This is a genomic window from Mycobacterium sp. TH-M116 (assembly GCF_057473685.1).
In genome coordinates this window covers 1-18428 of record NZ_JBYCLC010000022.1, presented here as the reverse complement: position 1 = coordinate 18428, position 18428 = coordinate 1, and the positions used below count along the sequence as shown (strand labels likewise).

Annotated in this window: 12 protein-coding genes, 2 pseudogenes and 1 riboswitch; of the genes and pseudogenes, 10 read left to right on the top strand and 4 right to left on the bottom strand. The window is 68.3% G+C overall.

The genetic code is table 11. The features are described 5' to 3' along the window. The first annotated feature begins 20 nt into the window (after positions 1-20). From sdhA to nagA, 6 genes and pseudogenes are all read left to right on the top strand, one after another. Complete coding sequence (gene sdhA, locus AC2VOK_RS00780) at positions 21-1805, top strand: succinate dehydrogenase flavoprotein subunit (RefSeq protein ID WP_428898771.1); 1785 nt, start codon at positions 21-23, stop codon at positions 1803-1805. Further along, positions 1805-2602 (top strand): succinate dehydrogenase iron-sulfur subunit, encoded by a 798-nt coding sequence (locus AC2VOK_RS00775; protein ID WP_428898770.1) that lies wholly within the window; start codon positions 1805-1807, stop codon positions 2600-2602. Before sdhA ends, AC2VOK_RS00775 begins: the two co-directional genes overlap by 1 nt. Before the next feature lie 185 nt (positions 2603-2787). After that, positions 2788-4158: pseudogene (locus tag AC2VOK_RS00770) on the top strand (aspartate aminotransferase family protein); the annotation flags it as partial. A gap of 75 nt (positions 4159-4233) precedes the next feature. Next, positions 4234-5463 (top strand): D-alanyl-D-alanine carboxypeptidase DacB1, encoded by a 1230-nt coding sequence (dacB1, locus tag AC2VOK_RS00765; protein WP_428898769.1) that lies wholly within the window; start codon positions 4234-4236, stop codon positions 5461-5463. Further along, positions 5460-6821, top strand: a complete 1362-nt coding sequence (locus AC2VOK_RS00760) for a sugar porter family MFS transporter (RefSeq protein WP_428898768.1) — start codon at positions 5460-5462, stop codon at positions 6819-6821. The genes dacB1 and AC2VOK_RS00760 overlap by 4 nt, the downstream gene beginning before the upstream one ends. Continuing rightward, the gene (nagA, locus tag AC2VOK_RS00755) at positions 6812-7939 is read left to right on the top strand and encodes an N-acetylglucosamine-6-phosphate deacetylase (RefSeq protein WP_428898767.1); all 1128 of its coding nucleotides are present in this window, start codon (positions 6812-6814) and stop codon (positions 7937-7939) included. Before AC2VOK_RS00760 ends, nagA begins: the two co-directional genes overlap by 10 nt. On the opposite strand, the pseudogene yhjD reads toward nagA, so the two are convergent. Both yhjD and trpS read right to left on the bottom strand, forming a co-directional pair. Further along, positions 7939-8964: pseudogene (gene yhjD, locus AC2VOK_RS00750) on the bottom strand (inner membrane protein YhjD); the annotation flags it as partial. The gene nagA and the pseudogene yhjD sit on opposite strands and share 1 nt — an antisense overlap. 10 nt (positions 8965-8974) lie before the next feature. Then, positions 8975-10006: a tryptophan--tRNA ligase gene (gene trpS, locus AC2VOK_RS00745; RefSeq protein WP_428898766.1), complete on the bottom strand. Its 1032-nt coding sequence runs from the start codon at positions 10004-10006 to the stop codon at positions 8975-8977. Positions 10007-10164: 158 nt separating this feature from the next. Between trpS and AC2VOK_RS00740 the strand changes: the two genes are divergently transcribed. After that, positions 10165-11025 carry an alpha/beta fold hydrolase gene (locus AC2VOK_RS00740; RefSeq protein WP_428898765.1) on the top strand — a complete coding sequence of 287 codons (861 nt, stop codon included), beginning with the start codon at positions 10165-10167 and terminating at the stop codon, positions 11023-11025. Here AC2VOK_RS00740 and AC2VOK_RS00735 read toward each other — a convergent pair. Together AC2VOK_RS00735 and AC2VOK_RS00730 are read right to left on the bottom strand one after the other, a co-directional pair. After that, positions 11022-12251 (bottom strand): NADP-dependent isocitrate dehydrogenase, encoded by a 1230-nt coding sequence (locus AC2VOK_RS00735; RefSeq protein WP_428898764.1) that lies wholly within the window; start codon positions 12249-12251, stop codon positions 11022-11024. The genes AC2VOK_RS00740 and AC2VOK_RS00735 overlap by 4 nt on opposite strands. 27 nt (positions 12252-12278) lie before the next feature. Then, positions 12279-14516, bottom strand: coding sequence for an NADP-dependent isocitrate dehydrogenase (locus AC2VOK_RS00730; RefSeq protein WP_428898763.1), 2238 nt, complete (start codon positions 14514-14516; stop codon positions 12279-12281). Positions 14517-14687: 171 nt separating this feature from the next. Further along, positions 14688-14805, top strand: a riboswitch (SAM riboswitch). A 211-nt stretch (positions 14806-15016) separates the two neighbouring features. Between AC2VOK_RS00730 and AC2VOK_RS00725 the strand changes: the two genes are divergently transcribed. The 3 genes from AC2VOK_RS00725 to AC2VOK_RS00715 are packed head-to-tail and all read left to right on the top strand — an operon-like array spanning position 15017 to position 18314. Then, on the top strand, positions 15017-16411 hold the full coding sequence (locus AC2VOK_RS00725; RefSeq protein WP_428898762.1) for a bifunctional o-acetylhomoserine/o-acetylserine sulfhydrylase: 1395 nt from the start codon (positions 15017-15019) through the stop codon (positions 16409-16411). Positions 16412-16422: 11 nt separating this feature from the next. Beyond that, positions 16423-17583, top strand: coding sequence for a homoserine O-acetyltransferase MetX (metX, locus tag AC2VOK_RS00720; RefSeq protein ID WP_428898761.1), 1161 nt, complete (start codon positions 16423-16425; stop codon positions 17581-17583). Continuing rightward, positions 17580-18314 (top strand): class I SAM-dependent methyltransferase, encoded by a 735-nt coding sequence (locus AC2VOK_RS00715; protein WP_428898760.1) that lies wholly within the window; start codon positions 17580-17582, stop codon positions 18312-18314. Before metX ends, AC2VOK_RS00715 begins: the two co-directional genes overlap by 4 nt. The last annotated feature ends 114 nt before the right edge of the window (positions 18315-18428 follow it).

The window sequence follows — 18428 nt, the reverse complement described above, 5'->3', positions numbered from 1 at the left end:
CAAAATTTGAGAGGGCAGGCGTGATCTCCCAACACCGATACGACGTGGTGATCGTCGGCGCCGGCGGTGCCGGGATGCGGGCGGCCGTGGAGGCGGGTCCGCGCGTGCGCACCGCGGTGCTGACCAAGCTGTACCCGACCCGCAGCCACACCGGCGCCGCGCAGGGCGGCATGTGCGCGGCGCTGGCCAATGTCGAGGACGACAACTGGGAGTGGCACACGTTCGACACCGTCAAGGGCGGCGACTACCTCGCCGACCAGGACGCCGTGGAGATCATGTGCCGCGAAGCCATCGACGCGGTGCTCGACCTGGAGAAGATGGGGATGCCGTTCAACCGCACCCCCGAGGGCCGCATCGACCAGCGCCGCTTCGGCGGGCACACCCGCGAGCACGGCAAGGCCCCGGTGCGCCGCGCGTGCTACGCCGCCGACCGGACCGGCCACATGATCCTGCAGACGCTCTACCAGAACTGCGTCCGCCACGACGTGCAGTTCTTCAACGAGTTCTACGCACTCGACCTCGTTCTCACCCAGACCCCGGGCGGCCCGGTGGCCACCGGCGTGGTCGCCTACGAGCTGGCGACCGGACAGATCCACGTCTTCGGTGCCAAGGCCGTGGTGATCGCCACCGGCGGGTCGGGCCGGATGTACAAGACCACCTCGAATGCGCACACGCTGACCGGTGACGGCATCGGGATCGTGTTCCGCAAGGGACTTCCCTTGGAGGACATGGAGTTTCACCAGTTTCATCCGACCGGCCTGGCCGGCCTGGGCATCCTGATCTCCGAGGCCGTACGCGGCGAGGGGGGCCGGCTGCTCAACGGCGAGGGCGAGCGCTTCATGGAGCGCTACGCCCCCACGATCGTCGACCTGGCGCCGCGCGACATCGTCGCCCGCTCGATGGTGCTGGAGGTCCTGGAGGGCCGCGGCGCCGGCCCGCACAAGGACTACGTCTACCTCGACGTGCGCCACCTCGGCGAGGACGTGCTCAATGCCAAGCTGCCCGACGTCACCGAGTTCGCCCGCACCTACCTGGGCGTGGACCCGGTGCACGAGCCCATCCCGGTCTACCCGACGTGCCACTACGTGATGGGCGGCATCCCGACGACGGTCACCGGACAGGTGTTGCGGGACAACGCATCCACCGTCCCGGGGCTGTACGCGGCCGGGGAGTGCGCGTGCGTGTCGGTGCACGGCGCCAACCGGCTGGGCACCAACTCGCTGCTGGACATCAACGTGTTCGGGCGCCGGGCCGGCATCGCCGCGGCCGCTTACGCGCGCGACCACGGCTTCGTCGACATGCCGCCGAACCCCGAGGCGATGGTCGTCGGCTGGGTGCGCGACATCCTCTCCGAGCGGGGCAGCGAGCGCGTCGCCGACATTCGCGGGGCCCTGCAGCAGACGATGGACAACAACGCCGCGGTGTTCCGCACCGAGGATACGCTGAAGCAGGCGCTGACCGACATCCACGCCCTCAAGGAGCGGTATTCTCGAATCTCCCTGCACGACAGGGGTAAAAGGTTCAACAGCGACTTGCTGGAGGCCATCGAGCTGGGTTTCCTGCTGGAGCTCGCCGAGGTCACCGTGGCCGGCGCGCTGAACCGCAAGGAGTCCCGCGGCGGGCACGCCCGCCAGGATTACCCCAACCGCGACGACGCCAACTACATGCGCCACACGATGGCCTACAAGGACATCGGGGGTGAAATCGGGGCCGATAAACAGGGCACCGACCTGCTGTCCGACATCACGCTGGACTTCAAGCCCGTCGTGCAGACCCGCTACGAACCCAAGGAACGGAAGTACTGATGGCAGCAGACGCCGAGCCGACCTCGCAGCTGCCACTGCCGCCGGTCCCCGAGGGCGCGGTGCTCGTGACGGTCAAGATCGCCCGGTTCAACCCCGACCAGCCCGACGCGTTCACCGAAACGGCTGGCTGGCAGAGCTTCCGGGTGCCCTGCCTGCCCAGTGACCGGCTGCTGAACTTGCTGATCTACATCAAGAGCTACCTGGACGGGACGCTGACCTTCCGGCGCTCTTGCGGGCACGGGGTGTGCGGCTCGGACGCGATGCGTGTCAACGGCGTCAACCGGTTGGCCTGCAAGGTGCTGATGCGCGACCTGCTGGGGGACAAGCCGAGGAAGCCCGGAAAGGGGCTGACCGTCACCGTCGAGCCGATCCGTGGGCTGCCGGTGGAAAAGGACCTCGTGGTCGACATGGAACCGTTCTTCGACGCCTACCGGGCGGTGAAGCCGTACCTGGTCACCACCGGCAATCCCCCGACGCGGGAACGCATCCAGAGCCCGGCCGACCGCGCCCGCTACGACGACACCACCAAGTGCATCCTGTGTGCGGCCTGCACCACCAGCTGCCCGGTGTTCTGGCACGAGGGCAGCTACTACGGCCCCGCCGCGATCGTCAACGCGCACCGGTTCATCTTCGACAGCCGCGACGAGGCCACCGCCGAACGCCTCGACATCCTCAACGAGGTCGACGGTGTGTGGCGCTGCCGCACCACGTTCAACTGCACCGAGGCCTGCCCACGCGGCATCGAGGTCACCAAGGCCATCCAGGAGGTCAAGCGCGCGCTGATGTTCTCGCGCTGAGCTTGCCCCTTCGCGCCGAGCTTGCCCCTGCGCGCCGAGCTTGCCCCTTCGCGCTGAGCTTGCCCCTTCGCGCCGAGCGTCACGCCAGCGTGGCGGTGGGCGCCGAACGCCACGCTGGCGTGACGCTCGGCGTTGTCACGCGCGCCGGGGGCGCCTCGAATTGCCCCCCACCCCCCGCACTCAGGTCACGGCCGGCGCCTACCGCTAGGCTCGCGGGCGAGATGACGGATCACCTTTGGCTGCATTTCGCCCGGCACGGCCCGGACGTCACGCATCCGATCATCACCCGCGGCGAGGGCGTCACCATCTACGACGACCGCGGCAAAAGCTACCTGGACGCGCTGTCCGGGCTGTTCGTGGTGCAGGTCGGCCATGGGCGCACCGAACTCGCCGAGGCCGCCGCCCACCAGGCGCAGAAGCTGGCGTTCTTCCCGCTCTGGGGCTACGCGCACCCGGCCGCGATCGAGCTCGCCGAGCGCCTCGCCCACCACGCTCCGGGCGATCTGAACCGCGTGTTCTTCACCACCGGCGGCACCGAGGCCGTCGAAACCGCGTGGAAGCTGGCCAAGCAGTACTTCAAGCTCACCGGCAAACCCGGAAAGCACAAGGTGATCTCGCGCTCGATCGCCTACCACGGCACCACCCACGGCGCGCTGGCCATCACCGGCCTGCCGGCGTACAAGGCGCCGTTCGAGCCCGTGGCACCCGGGGGGTTCCGGGTGCCCAACACGAACTTCTACCGCGCACCCGAGCCATTTGCCAACGACGCCAAGGACTTCGGGCGGTGGGCCGCCGACAGGATCGGCGAGGCGATCGAGTTCGAGGGGCCCGACACCGTCGCCGCGGTGTTCCTGGAGCCCGTGCAGAACGCGGGGGGCGCGATCCCGCCGCCCCCGGGGTATTTCGAACGGGTGCGCGAGATCTGCGACGACTACGACGTGCTGCTGGTGTCCGACGAGGTGATCTGCGCGTTCGGCCGGATCGGGTCGATGTTCGCCTGTGACGACTTCGGCTACGTGCCCGACATGATCACCTGCGCCAAGGGCATGACGTCGGGCTACTCGCCGCTCGGCGCGATGATCGCCGGTGAGAAACTATTCGAGCCGTTCAACGACGGCAAAACCGTCTTCCCGCACGGCTATACGTTCGGGGGGCACCCGGTGTCGGCTGCAGTGGGGCTGGCCAACCTGGACATCTTCGAACGCGAGGGGCTCAACGACCGGGTCAGGCACCACGCGCCGGCCTTCCGCACCACCTTGGAGAAGCTGTACGACCTGCCCATCGTCGGCGATGTGCGCGGCGAGGGCTACTTCTACGGCATCGAACTGGTCAAGGACAAGGCGACCAAGGAGACCTTCAGCGACGCCGACTGCGAGCGGCTGCTGCACGGCTACCTGTCTCCGGCGCTGTTCGAGGCGGGCCTGTACTGCCGCGCCGACGACCGCGGCGACCCCGTCATCCAACTGGCGCCGCCGCTGATCAGCGGTCAGGCCGAGTTCGACGCGATCGAGTCGATCCTGCGCGACGTGCTGACGGAGGCCGGCAAGCGGCTCTAGCGAGTAACTTCTGTCCCACTAGTCACAGCGCGGCTCCCGGGGATCGGCCGCCCGATCGCCTAGTCTGCACAGACGATGAGGGTTATACGTTGTGCGTCGTGCCTGGTAGCGGCGATCTTCATGATGGCGGCCCCGGCCGCCCTGGGTGCGCCCGCGGTGAGCGCCGAACCCCTGCGCGACGCGGGGCCGAACTGCCCGTACAAGGTGTCCACCCCGCCCGCGGTGGACTCGTCGGAAGTCCCCCAGGCCGGCGACCCACCGATGCCACTGGCGGTGCCCCCGAAGCCGGTCGGCGGCGAGGCGCTCGGCAGCTGCGGCGTCGTGATCGCGCCCGACACGCCGCTGCTGCCCACCGACGTCTCCGCGGACGCCTGGCTGGTGGCCGATCTCGACAGCGGTGCGGTCATCGCCGCCAAGGACCCGCACGCGCGGCACCGCCCGGCCAGCGTCATCAAGGTCCTGGTCGCGATGGTAGCCATCAACACACTCGACGAGAACAAGCCGGTCCCCGGCACCGCCGAGGACGCGGCCGTCGAGGGCACCAAGGTCGGGGTCAGCGAAGGCGGGGTGTACACGGTCAACCAGCTGCTGCACGGGCTGCTGATGCACTCGGGCAACGACGCCGCGCACGCGCTGGCCATGCAGCTCGGCGGGATGCAGCAGGCGCTGGAGAAGATCAATGTGCTGGCCGCCAAGCTCGGCGGCCGCGACACCCGGGTGGCGACGCCCTCCGGGCTGGACGGCCCGGGCATGAGCACCTCGGCCTACGACATCGGCCTGTTCTATCGCTACGCCTGGCAGAACCCCGTCTTCGCCGACATCGTCGCGACCAAGACCTTCGACTTCCCCGGCCACGACGACCACCCCGGTTACGAGTTGGAGAACGACAACAAGCTGCTCTACAACTATCCCGGCGCGCTGGGCGGGAAGACCGGTTACACCGACGACGCCGGTCAGACCTTCGTCGGCGCGGCCAACCACGACGGACGACGGCTGGTGGCGGTGCTGCTGCACGGAACCCGGCAGCCCATCGCCCCGTGGGAGCAGGCCGCGCACCTGCTCGACTACGGCTTCGCCACCCCGCCGGGCACCCAGGTCGGCTCGCTGATCGCGCCCGACCCCGCGCTGGCGCCCGCCAGGCCCGACGCTGCCGCCGAGCGCGCGGGCCGGGCGCAGGCCGCCGGGTTCATGACGACGGCGGACGCGGTACCGGTGCGGGTCGGGGTGGGCGTCATCGGCGCGATCGTCGTTTTCGGGCTGATCCTGGCGGCGCGGTCGGTGAACCGCCGGCCGCAACATCGTTGAGCACCCGGCGCGGGGGCCTGCGGGTCGGGTTGACCGCCGCCAGCGTCGGCGTCGTCTACGGCTACGACCTGTCCATCATCGCCGGCGTCCAACTGTTCGTCACCGGCGAGTTCGGGCTCACGACGCGACAGCAGGAACTGTTGACGACCATGGCGGTGATCGGCCAGATCGCCGGCGCGCTGGGTGCCGGCGTACTGGCCAACGCGATCGGGCGCAAGCGGTCGGTGGTGCTGCTGGTGGCAGCCTACGCGGCGTTCGCGGTGCTCGGTGCGTTGTCGGTGTCGCTGACGATGCTGCTGACGGCCCGGTTCCTGCTTGGTCTGACCGTCGGCGTATCGATCGTGGTGGTGCCGGTCTACGTCGCGGAGTCGGCTCCGGCGGCGGTGCGCGGGTCGCTGCTGACCGCCTACCAGCTGGCCACCGTCAGCGGGCTCATCGTCGGCTACCTCACCGCGTACCTGTTGGCCGGGAGCCAAAGCTGGCGCTGGATGCTGGGGCTGGCCGCGGTGCCCGCAATGCTGTTGCTGCCGTTGCTGATCCGCATGCCCGACACCGCGCGGTGGTACGTGATGAAGGGCCGGACCGACGACGCCCGCGCGGCGCTGCTGCGGGTCCAGCCCGCCGCGGACGTCGAGGGCGAACTCGCCGAGATCGGCCGCGCGGTGGGCGAAGGCTCGGCGGGGACCGCAGGCGGCATGGCCGAGATGCTGCGGGCGCCGTATCTGCGGGCGACCCTGTTCGTCGTCGCGCTCGGCTTCCTGATCCAGATCACCGGCATCAACGGGATCGTCTACTACAGCCCCCGGCTGTTCGAGGCCATGGGGTTCACCGGCGATTTCGCGCTGCTGGGGTTGCCGGCCCTGGTTCAGGTCGCCGGCCTGGGGGCCGTGCTCACGGCGCTGCTGCTGGTCGACCGGCTGGGCCGGCGCCCGATCCTGTTGTGCGGCATCGCGATGATGATCGCCGCCGACGCCGTCTTGATGGTCGCGTTCGGGCGGGGCGTGGGCGGCGCGGTTCTCGGCTTCGCCGGCGTGCTGCTGTTCATCGTCGGATTCACCCTGGGTTTCGGCTCACTGGGCTGGGTCTACGCCAGTGAGAGCTTCCCGACGCGGCTGCGGTCCATCGGTTCGAGCACGATGCTGACCTCGAACCTGGTGGCCAACGCGATCGTGGCCGCCGTCTTCCTGACCATGCTGCACTCCCTCGGCGGCGCCGGGTCTTTCGCGGTGTTCGCGGTTCTGGCGGTGGTCGCGTTCGGTGTCGTCTACCGCTATGCGCCGGAGACCAAAGGCCGCCAGCTGGAGGACATCCGGCATTTCTGGGAGAACGGCGGACGCTGGGACAACCCATGCCCCTGATCAGTGCGGGAACCATGGTCCTCGACGGGCGGATCCGCCGGCCCGGATGGCTGGAAACCTCCGGCGGGCGGATTCTGGGGTGCGGGAGCGGTCCGCCGCCCCGCCCGCCCGACGACGACCTCCCCGATTCGGTGGTGGTGCCAGGGTTTGTCGACATGCACGTACACGGCGGGGGCGGCGCTTCCTACGCCGTGTCGCAGGAGATCGGCGACGCCGCGGCTTTCCACCTGCGGCACGGCACCACCACGACAATGGCCAGCCTGGTCAGCGCCGCACCGGCGGAGCTGCTCGCCGGTATCCACGCGCTGGCCGACGCCGCCCGGCGGAGCACCGTCGCGGGGATCCACCTCGAGGGTCCGTGGCTGAGCGCGGCACGGTGCGGCGCGCACGACCGCAGCCAGCTGCGTGACCCGGACCCCGCCGAAATCGACGCCGTCCTCGACGCTGGCGCCGGCACCATCCGGATGGTCACGCTGGCACCCGAACGGCCCGGTGGCGACGAGGCGATCCGGCGTTTCCTCGACGCGGGTGTCGTTGTGGCCATAGGGCATTCGGATGCCACCTATGAGCAGACCAGACACGCGATCGGCCTGGGCGCCACGGTCGGCACGCATCTGTTCAACGCGATGCCGCCGCTGCACCACCGCGCGCCCGGACCGGCGCTGGCTCTGCTGAGGGACCCGGGCGTGACCGTCGAGCTCATCGCCGACGGCGTGCACCTGCATCCGGCCGTCGTGGACGCGGTGCTGACCGCCGTGGGGCCAGAGCGGGTCGCCGTCGTGACCGACGCCATCGCGGCGGCCGGTTGCGGCGACGGCACTTTCCGGCTCGGGGCGGTACCGGTCGAGGTGGTCTCCGGGGTAGCGCGGGTCCGCGGGTCGGACACGATCGCCGGGAGCACCGCAACCATGGACCGGCTTTTTCGCACGGTGGCGGGGCGCTCCGGACTGGCCGAAGCGGTGCAGGTGACCGCCGCAACACCGGCGCGGACCCTGGGCATGCCGCGCGTCGGCGTCCTGCGGACCGGCTACGACGCCGATCTGGTTGTGCTGGATCGGGATTGGCACGTCGTCGCCGTCATGGTCCGCGGCGGCTGGCGGATGCCCGAGCGCGGTTGACGCGGTCGGCGGGTCAACCGGGAGAAGGCCAGCGCGCCGACGGCCCCCACCGCCATCGCGGTCGCCGTCTGGCGCGTGCGCAGGCCCTCGTCGCGCTGCAACCGCGGGGAGATGATCGCGGGCGCGGGCGGACACACGGGCCGGGAACGCGGGTCCGTCGACGCGGTGGCCGCCCAGGCGGTGCAGAACAGGACGAGATAGGCCGTGATGTAGGCGAACACCATCAGGCCCAGCACCGGGCCGAAGGTGGCGCCGGCCGGGCTGCGCAGGACCACCTTCAGATAGACCGACCCTGCCTGTTTGAACAGTTCGAAGCCCATCGCCGCCGCCAAGCCCGACAGGGCCGAGTCGACGAAGCCCACCTTCTGGCGTGGCAGGCGCGCAATCATCCAGGTGAACAACAGCCACGACACCGCCGTCGAGATCACGATGGAAATCAGCCAGAACAACCAGTCGAAAACCACAAGTCTCGGTATGCCAAGCCATCTCACAACGGCGTCCAGGGGCGCGGCGTGCCCTAGGGTGGTGACGCCGATGGTGGCCGTGGTCACCGCGAACGTGCCCAACAGTGCCAGCAGGTCGGACAGTTTGTTGCGCACGAAGCCCGGCGACCCGAGCCGCTGCTCCCACCACATCTCGGTCAGCGCCTGACGCAGATGCGATATCCAGCTCAGGCCCGCCCAGAGCGCCGTGGCCAGGCCGATGACGCCGACGGACGCCCGGGCGTCGATCGCCGAGTTCATCAGGTCGAGCAACTGGTCACCCAGCGGCCCGGACACCTGGGACCGGATGTGGTCGTCGATGGCACCCAGCAGCTGAGGTCGGCGGGCCAGCACGAACCCGAAGACCGCGAAACCGACCATGAGCAAGGGGAACAGCGCGAAAACCGTGTAATAGGTCAGGCCGGCGGCGAAGAACCCGCCATTGCGGTCGTCGAAGCGCCGATAGGCCCGCATCAGGTGGTCGAAGCGGGGGTGCCGGGTCCGCAGCCGATCGAGGAGTCCAGGCCTGCCCGGTTCGCCCATAGGAAACGCGCTACCTCCGTCGCGGAAGGAATCCCAGCCGATCGTAGACCCGCTGGACCGTTTTGCCCGCCACCCCCGCGGCGCGCTGCGCTCCGGCCGCCAGGACGGCCTCCAGTTCGCTGCGCTCTGCCAGCAATTCGTCGACGCGGGCCTTGATCGGGCCGACGAACTCGACGACCGCCTCGGCGGTGTCCTTCTTCAGGTCGCCGTAGCCGCGGCCGGCGTAGTTCTCGACCAGCGTGCCGACGCCGACGCCGGTGACCGCCGACTGGATGGTCAGCAGGTTGGACACGCCCGCCTTGGCCTCGGGGTCGAACCGGATCTCGCGCTCGCTGTCGGTCACTGCCGAGCGGATCTTCTTGGCGGACTTGGCCGGATCGTCGAGCAGGTTGATCAATCCGGCGTCGGTGACCGCCGACTTGCTCATCTTCGACGTGGGGTCGGCCAGGTCGTAGATCTTGGCGGTGGACTTGGGGATCAGCACGTCGGGAACCACGAAGGTGTCCGGGAAGCGGGCGTTGAACCGCTGGGCGACGTCGCGCGCCAACTCGAGGTGCTGGCGCTGATCCTCACCCACCGGGACCAGATCGGTGTCGTAGGCCAGCACGTCGGCGGCCTGCAGCACCGGGTAGGTGAACAGGCCCACGGTGGTCGAGTCGCTGCCCTGGCGTGCGGACTTGTCCTTGAACTGCGTCATCCGGGCCGCCTGCCCGAAGCCGGTGAAGCAGCCCAGCACCCAAGCCAGCTCGGTGTGGGCGGGCACGTGGCTTTGCACGAACACGGTGCTGCGGCCGGGGTCGATGCCCAGCGCCAGGTATTGGGCGGCGGTGACCAGGGTGCGGCGGCGCAGCGCCTCGGGATCCTGCGCGACGGTGATGGCATGCAGGTCCACCACGCAGAAGAACGCGTCGTATTCGTCCGGGTGGTCGTCTTGCAGCGCGACCCACTGCGTGACGGCGCCCAGCGCGTTGCCGAGGTGAAGCGAGTCGGACGTGGGCTGTACGCCGGAGAAAATCCGGCGGGGTCCGGGGGCTGTGCTCATGATGTCTGAGATCTTTTCATGCGGGGCCTCGGCGTCCCTCAGCCACCGGCGGCCTCCCTCGGCCACTCTCGGCCACCCTCGGCCACCCTCAGCCACCGGCGGCACCCCGCGGACGCCCGGTTGCGGTACCGGCGGTACCGCCTTTACTGTCGGCGGGTATGGGGATCAGCACGGGAAGTCGTCCACCGATCCATCTGGGTTCCGGCGGATCCAGGGAGCCGGTCGTACTTTTGCACCCGTTCCTGCTGTCGCAGGCGGTGTGGGAGGACGTGGCCAGGCGGCTGGCCGACACGGGCCGCTACGAGGTGTTCGCACCGACGATGGCCGGCCACAACGGCGGACCCAAGGCCGATACCTGGTTTTTGTCCTCGGCGGTGCTGGCCGATCATGTCGAGCGGCAGATGGACCAGCTGGGCTGGGAAGACGCCCACATCGTCGGCAACTCGCTGGGCGGCTGGGTCGCCTTCGAACTGGAGCGGCGCGGTCGGGCGCGCACCGTCACCGGCATCGCGCCCGCCGGAGGCTGGACGCGGTGGAGCCCGCACAAGTTCGAGGTGATCGCCAAGTTCGTCCTGGGCATCCCGCTGCTGGTGCTGGCCTGGTTGTTCGGACCCCGCGTGATGCGCCTGCCGTTGAGCCGGCGGCTGGCCACCTATGCGATCAGCGCCTCACCCGACGGGGTCGGCGAGGAGCAACTGCTGGGCTGCATCGACGACGTCGCCCACTGCCCCGCCTACTTCCAGCTCCTCGTCAAGTCGCTGCTGCTGCACGGGCTGCGGGAACTCGCGGAGAACGCCGTGCCGGCGCACCTGGTGATCTGCGAGAAGGACCGGGTGGTGCCCGCACCCAGGTTCAGCCGCCACTTCACCGCCCACCTGCCCGACGGGCACAAGGTCACCCGGCTCGACGGCGTGGGCCACATCCCGATGTTCGAGGCGCCCGACCGCGTCGCCCGGGTGATCACCGGCTTCCTCGAGGAGTGCGCCGCCGGCCCGGGCCGCCGACAGGCCCAGGCCTAGTTGGCCAGCTCCTTGTCCAGGTTCTCGGCGATCGAGTCGAGGAACTCCTCGCTCTGCTGCCACTCCTGGTCGGGACCGATGAGAATGGCCAGGTCCTTGGTCATTTTGCCGCCCTCGACCGTGGCGATGACGACATCCTCGACCGTCTGCGCGAACTCGCACACCTCCGGTGTGTTGTCGAGCTTGCCGCGGTGCTGCAGACCGCGCGTCCAGGCGAAGATCGACGCGATCGGGTTGGTGGAGGTCGGTTTGCCGGCCTGGTACTGCCGGAAGTGCCGGGTCACCGTGCCGTGCGCCGCTTCGGCCTCCACCGTCTTGCCATCGGCGGTCATCAGCACCGAGGTCATCAGCCCCAGCGACCCGTAGCCCTGCGCGACGGTGTCGGACTGGACGTCACCGTCGTAGTTCTTGCAGGCCCAGACGTAGCCGCCCTCCCACTTCAGGCACGCCGCGACCATGTCGTCGATCAGCCGGTGCTCGTAGGTGAGCCCCTCGGCTTCGAACTTGTCCTTGAACTCGGTTTCGTAGATGTGCTGGAACTCGTCCTTGAACATGCCGTCGTAGGCCTTGAGGATGGTGTTCTTGGTGGACAGATACACCGGCCACTTGGCGTTCAGGCCGTAGGTCAACGAGGCGCGCGCGAAGTCCCGGATGGAGTCCTTGAAGTTGTACATCCCCATCACGACACCGCCGTCCTCGGGGATGGTCACCACCTCGTGCACCATCGGCTGGCTGCCGTCGGAGGGGGTGAACGTCAGCGTCACGGTGCCGGGCTTGTCGACCTTGAAGTTGGTGGCCCGGTACTGGTCCCCGAACGCGTGGCGGCCGATCACGATCGGCTTGGTCCAGCCCGGCACCAGCCGCGGCACATTGGAAATCACAATGGGTTCGCGGAAGATGGTGCCGCCCAGGATGTTGCGAATGGTCCCGTTCGGGGAGAGCCACATTTTCTTCAGGTTGAACTCGGAGACGCGGGCCTCGTCGGGAGTGATGGTCGCGCATTTGACGCCCACCCCGTGCTTCTTGATCGCGTAGGCGGCATCGATGGTGACCTGGTCGTTGGTGCGGTCCCGGTGCTCGATGCCCAGGTCGTAGTAATCCAGGTTGATGTCGAGGTGCGGCAGGATCAGCCTGTCCTTGATGAGCTTCCAGATGACGCGAGTCATCTCGTCGCCGTCGAGCTCTACTACCGGCCCTTTGACCTTGATCTTGGATTCGCCTGTCATATCGAGTTCGACTTTCTCTCGCGGCCCTCAGCCTTGCGAAGCGGCCAGCACTTCATTGAATGTTTTACTCGGCCGCATCACTGCAGTCGTCTTCTCGGTGTCCGGGCGATAGTAGCCGCCGATGTCGACCGCCTCACCCTGCGCGTACGCGAGTTCGGCCACGATGACGTCCTCGGCGCGGCTCAACTCGTCGGCCAGCGCCGCGAAATGCTCGCGCAACTCTTCGTCGTCGGATTGCGCGGCGAGTTGCTGGGCCCAGTAGAACGCCAGGTAGAATTGGCTGCCGCGGTTGTCGAGTTCGCCGGTCTTGCGCGACGGACTCTTGTTGTTCTCCAACAACTTGCCGATCGCCACGTCCAACGTCTTACCCAGGACCTTGGCGCGCTCGTTGTCGGTCTTGATCCCGATGTCTTCGAAACACGCTCCCAGAGCCAGGAACTCACCGAGGGAATCCCAGCGTAGATGATTTTCCTCGACGAGTTGGTGGACGTGCTTCGGCGCCGAACCGCCCGCCCCGGTCTCGTACATTCCGCCTCCGGACATCAGCGGCACGATGGACAGCATCTTGGCGCTGGTGCCCAGCTCGAGGATCGGGAACAGATCGGTGAGGTAGTCGCGCAGGATGTTTCCGGTCGCGGCGATGGTGTCCCGCCCGCGCATCGCACGCTCCAGCGTGTAGCGCATGGCCCACACCTGCGGCATGATCTGGATTTCGAGACCCTCGGTGTCGTGCTCCTTCAGGTACTCCTTGACCTTCTTGCGCAGCTCTACCTCGTGCGGCCGCTCGGTGTCCAGCCAGAACACCACCGTCATGCCCGAGTTTCGCGCGCGCGTGACGGCCAGCTTGACCCAGTCGCGGATCGCTTCGTCCGTGACGACAGGCATCCGCCAGATGTCGCCTTCCTCGACGTTCTGGGTGAGCAGGACCTCCCCGGTGTCGAGGTCGACGATGTTGGCGACGCCGTCTTCGGGAACCTCGAACGTCTTGTCGTGCGAGCCGTACTCTTCGGCCTCCTGCGCCATCAGGCCGACGTTCGGCACGGTGCCCATCGTCGTCGGATCGAACTGCCCGTGGGTCTTGCAGAAGTTGATGATCTCTTGATAGATGCGGGAGAAGGTCGACTCGGGGTTGACGGCCTTGGTGTCCTTCTGTCGCCCGTCGGCGCCCCACATCTTGCCGCCCGCACGGATCATCGCAGGCATCGACGCGTCCACGATCACGTCGCTGGGCGAATGAAAGTTGGTGATGCCCTTGGCCGAATCGACCATCGCCAGCTCGGGGCGGTGCTCGTGGCAGGCGTGCAGGTCGCGGATGATCTCCTCATGCAGCGACGCGGGCAGCGACTCGATCTTGCTGTAGAGATCGGCCAACCCGTTGTTGACATCGACACCGAGTTCGTCGAAGAGCTCCTGGTGCTTGGCAAATGCGTCCTGGTAAAAGACCTTCACGGCGTGGCCGAAGACGATCGGATGCGAGACCTTCATCATGGTCGCCTTGACGTGGAGCGAGAACATCACGCCGGTCTCATAGGCGTCCCGCATCTGTTCCTCGTAGAACTCGACCAGGGCGTTGCGGCTCATGAACATGCTGTCGATGACGTCGCCATCGCGGAGCTCGACCTTCTCCTTGAGCTCGAGGGTCTTCCCGCCCTTGGTCTGAAGCACCATCTTCACGTTGCGGGCGCGGTCCAGCGTCATCGACTTCTCACCGTGGTAGAAGTCGCCGTGGCGCATGGTCGCGACGTGGGTGCGCGAGGCCGGTGACCACTCCCCCATGCTGTGGGGGTGCCTGCGCGCGTACTCCTTGACGGCCTTGGGCGCGCGGCGGTCCGAGTTGCCTTGGCGCAGTAGTGGATTGACCGCACTGCCCAGGCATTTGCCGTAGCGGGCGCGGATTTCCTTCTCCTCGTCGGCCTTCGGGCTCTGCGGGAAGTCCGGAATGTTGAATCCCTTGCCCTGAAGTTCCTTGACGGCGGCGATCAGCTGGGGCACCGAGGCGCTGATGTTGGGCAACTTGATGATGTTGGTGTCGGGCAGCCTGGTCAGCGCGCTCAGTTCCGCCAGGTCGTCCGGCACCCGCTGCTGTTCGGTCAGTTGATCGGGGAACTCGGCGAGGATCCGGGCGGCCAGCGAGATGTCACTCGTCTCGATCTTGATGCCCGCCGGCTCGGCGAAGGCTCGCACGATCGGCAGGAACGCGTAGGTAGCCAGCAGCGGCGCTTCGTCAGTCAGCGTGTAGACGATGGTCGGCTGTTCTGCGCACACGGTCCATCTCCCGGCGTCGTGGTCAGATATTGATTGATGGGGCTAGAGCGTTCTGGCTGCCACGTTATCAAGGGTGTTTGGACAGGTGTCGACCCGCAGTTCCGCGCGCTGACCTGCCCACCGGACCGGCCTATTGGCATCCACGTGGCTGTATGAGATAAGCTGCATAGCGGTCATGAGCGCCAGCGCTAAGCCCCGGCTTGCTGGCCGGCAACCCTCCAACCGCGGTGGGGTGCCCCGGGTGAAAGACCAGGTCTAGTAGCCACAGGCTGCGCGGCAAGCGCGGGTCCGCCTCAACGGACCCCTGACTAGAGGGGAAACGTGATGCGCATCACCTACCCGGTTCATCCGGATCGGCCATCTCTTTCGGATCGGCGTACGTGTCGACTCGCGTGTCGTTGTTAGCCGGCCGCCGCGCCGGTTGACGTCACCGGTGGTGACGTTGCCAGCGGCTGTCCCCGATACCCGATTCGTCCATGTCCAGCAGGAAGCAACCATCCGTGAGCAACGAAAACAGCACCAGCGCTAACGACGCCAACAATGAAGCCGATCCGACCGCGCACTGGTCCTTCGACACGAAACAGATCCACGCCGGCCAGCGGCCCGACTCGGCGACCAACGCCCGTGCACTGCCGATCTACCAGACCACGTCCTACACCTTCAACGACACCGCGCACGCCGCCGCACTGTTCGGCCTCGAGGTGCCCGGCAACATCTACACCCGGCTGGGCAACCCGACCACCGACGTCGTCGAACAGCGCATCGCCGCCCTGGAAGGCGGTGTGGCGGCGCTGTTCCTGAGCTCGGGGCAGGCTGCTGAGACATTCGCCATATTGAACGTCGCGTGTGCCGGAGACCACATCGTGGCGAGCCCGCGGCTCTACGGCGGCACCTACAACCTGCTGCACTACTCGCTGGCCAAGCTCGGTATCGAGGTCACCTTCGTCGCGGACCCCGACGACCTGGACTCCTGGCAGGCCGCGGCCAAGCCGAACACGAAGGCGTTCTTCGGCGAGACCATCTCCAACCCCAAGATCGACGTGCTCGACATCCCCGGCGTCGCCGGGGTCGCCCACGCCAACGGGGTGCCACTGATCGTCGACAACACCATCGCCACGCCCTACCTCATTCAGCCGTTCGCCCACGGCGCCGACATCGTGGTGCACTCGGCCACCAAGTACCTGGGCGGACACGGCGCCGCGATCGCCGGCGTCATCGTCGACGGCGGCACGTTCGACTGGACGCAGGGCCGCTTCCCCGGATTCACCACGCCCGACCCGAGCTACCACGGCGTGGTGTACGCCGAGCTGGGGCCGCCGGCGTTCGCGCTCAAGGCGCGCGTGCAACTGCTGCGCGACCTCGGGTCGGCCGCCTCGCCGTTCAACGCGTTCCTGGTCGCTCAGGGCATCGAGACGCTGAGCCTGCGCATGGAGCGCCACGTCGCCAACGCCCAGCGGGTCGCCGAGTTCCTGGCCGCCCATGACGGCGTGCTGTCGGTCAACTACGCGGGCCTGCCCGGCTCGCCGTGGCACGCGCGCGCAAAGAAGCTGGCGCCCAAAGGCACCGGGGCGGTCCTCTCGTTCGAGTTGGCCGGCGGCGTCGAGGCCGGTAAAGCGTTCGTCAACGCGCTCAAGCTGCACAGCCACGTCGCCAACATCGGCGACGTGCGCTCGCTGGTGATCCACCCGGCGTCGACCACCCACGCCCAGCTGAGCCCGGCCGAGCAGCTGTCCACCGGCGTCAGCCCTGGGCTGGTGCGGCTGGCCGTCGGCATCGAGGGCATCGACGACATCCTGGACGACCTCGAGCTGGGTTTCGCCGCGGCCCGCAAATACGGTGGGACGAGGCCATCGACGCAGTCCAGCGGCGACCCGCACGCGGTGGCGGCCTGCTGAGGCGAGCTGACATGACGATCTCGGAGTTCTCCACCCAGACGCTGCCCACCGAGGGCGAGATCGGCTTCGTCCACATCGGTGCGCTGACCACCGAAAGCGGTGCGGTGATCGACGACGTCTGCATCGCCGTCCAGCGCTGGGGTGAGCTCTCCCCCACGCGCGACAACGTGGTGGTGGTCCTGCACGCGCTCACCGGCGACTCCCACGTCAGCGGGCCGGCCGGGCCCGGGCATCCCACGCCCGGCTGGTGGGACGGCATGATCGGGCCGGGTGCGCCGATCGACACCGATCGCTGGTGCGCGGTGGCCACCAACGTGCTCGGCGGCTGCCGCGGCTCCACCGGGCCCAGCTCGCGCGCCCGGGACGGAAAGCCTTGGGGTTCACGGTTTCCGCTGATCACGGTGCGCGACCAGGTCGAGGCCGACATCTGCGCGCTGGCCGCGCTGGGCATCAACGAGGTCGCCGCCGTTGTCGGTGGATCCATGGGCGGCGCAAGGGCTTTGGAGTGGATGGTCGGTCACCCCGACCGGGTCCGGGCGGGACTGCTGCTGGCGGTCGGCGCGCGCGCCACCGCGGACCAGATCGGCACCCAGACCACTCAGATCGCGGCCATCAAGGCCGACCCCAACTGGCAGAGCGGCGACTACCACGACAGCGGACGCACACCGGAGGACGGGCTGACGATCGCCCGCCGTTTCGCGCACCTGACCTACCGCGGCGAGATGGAGCTCGACACCCGGTTCGCCAACGACGCCCAGGGCGATCCCGGACAGGAGGACCCGCTCCACGGCGGCCGTTACGCCGTGCAGAGTTACCTCGAGCATCAGGGCAACAAGCTGTTGTCCCGCTTCGACGCCGGCAGCTACGTGATCTTGACCGAGGCGCTCAACAGCCACGACATCGGTCGCGGTCGCGGCGGGGTGCGCCAGGCTCTGCGCAGGTGCCCGGTGCCGGCCGTGGTCGGCGGTATCACCTCCGACCGGCTCTACCCGCTACGCCTTCAGCAGGAGTTGGCTGATCTACTCCCGGGCTGCTCGGGCCTGCAGGTCGTCGACTCCAGATGCGGGCACGACGGCTTCCTGGTCGAGTCCGAGGCGGTCGGCGAGTTGATCCGCAAGACCCTCGTCCTGGCCTCCCGGTCAGGGGGGAGCGAAGGCGCGTGCCGGCGGTGACCCGCTCGAGACAGGAACGCTCCCTGTCGTTCGGCTCGGCGGCCGCCGCATACGAGCGTGGCCGACCGTCCTACCCACCGGAGGCCATCGACTGGCTGTTGCCGGCCGGTGGGCTCCAGGTGCTCGACCTGGGCGCGGGCACGGGCAAGTTGACCACCCGGCTGGTCGAGCGCGGTCTGGACGTGGTGGCGGTCGATCCGATCCCCGACATGCTTGAGGTGTTGCGCGACGCGCTGCCCCAAACCCGGGCGCTGTTGGGTACCGCGGAAGGGATTCCGTTGCCCGACAACAGTGTTGACGCCGTGCTGGTGGCCCAGGCATGGCACTGGGTGGATCCCGCCCGGGCGATACCGGAGGCGGCCCGCGTGCTGCGACCCGGTGGGCGGCTGGGCCTGGTGTGGAACACCCGCGACGAACGACTCGGTTGGGTGCGCGAGCTGGGCCGCATCATCGGCAGCGACGGCGACGGCGACCGGCTGGACGTGACGCTGCCCGCACCGTTCACCGCGCTGGAGCGCCGCCGCGTGGAATGGACGAATTACCTGACGCCGCAGGCGTTGATCGATCTGGTGTCGTCGCGCAGCTACTGCATCACCTCACCGGCCGAGGTCCGCACCAGGACACTCGATGAGGTGCGGGAGTTGCTGACCACCCATCCGGCCCTGGCGAATTCGGCGGGACTGGCGCTGCCGTACGTCACGGTGTGCATCCGGGCGACGCTGACGGGCTGACGGGCTGGCGGGCGCGGTCAGCTTCCGTCGTCTTCGTTGTCGTTGTTTTTGTGGTGGAGGAGTTTTTCGGGGTGCCAGTGGGTGTTGGTGGGGGGTTGGTGGTGTTTTCGGCCG

Coding starts and splice junctions, on each gene's coding strand:
- AC2VOK_RS00775 (WP_428898770.1), top strand. CDS start 1,805: ATGGCAGCAGACGCCGAGCCGACCTCGCAGCTGCCACTGCCGCCGGTC.
- dacB1 (WP_428898769.1), top strand. CDS start 4,234: ATGAGGGTTATACGTTGTGCGTCGTGCCTGGTAGCGGCGATCTTCATG.
- nagA (WP_428898767.1), top strand. CDS start 6,812: ATGCCCCTGATCAGTGCGGGAACCATGGTCCTCGACGGGCGGATCCGC.
- trpS (WP_428898766.1), bottom strand. CDS start 10,006: ATGAGCACAGCCCCCGGACCCCGCCGGATTTTCTCCGGCGTACAGCCC.
- AC2VOK_RS00740 (WP_428898765.1), top strand. CDS start 10,165: ATGGGGATCAGCACGGGAAGTCGTCCACCGATCCATCTGGGTTCCGGC.
- AC2VOK_RS00735 (WP_428898764.1), bottom strand. CDS start 12,251: ATGACAGGCGAATCCAAGATCAAGGTCAAAGGGCCGGTAGTAGAGCTC.
- metX (WP_428898761.1), top strand. CDS start 16,423: ATGACGATCTCGGAGTTCTCCACCCAGACGCTGCCCACCGAGGGCGAG.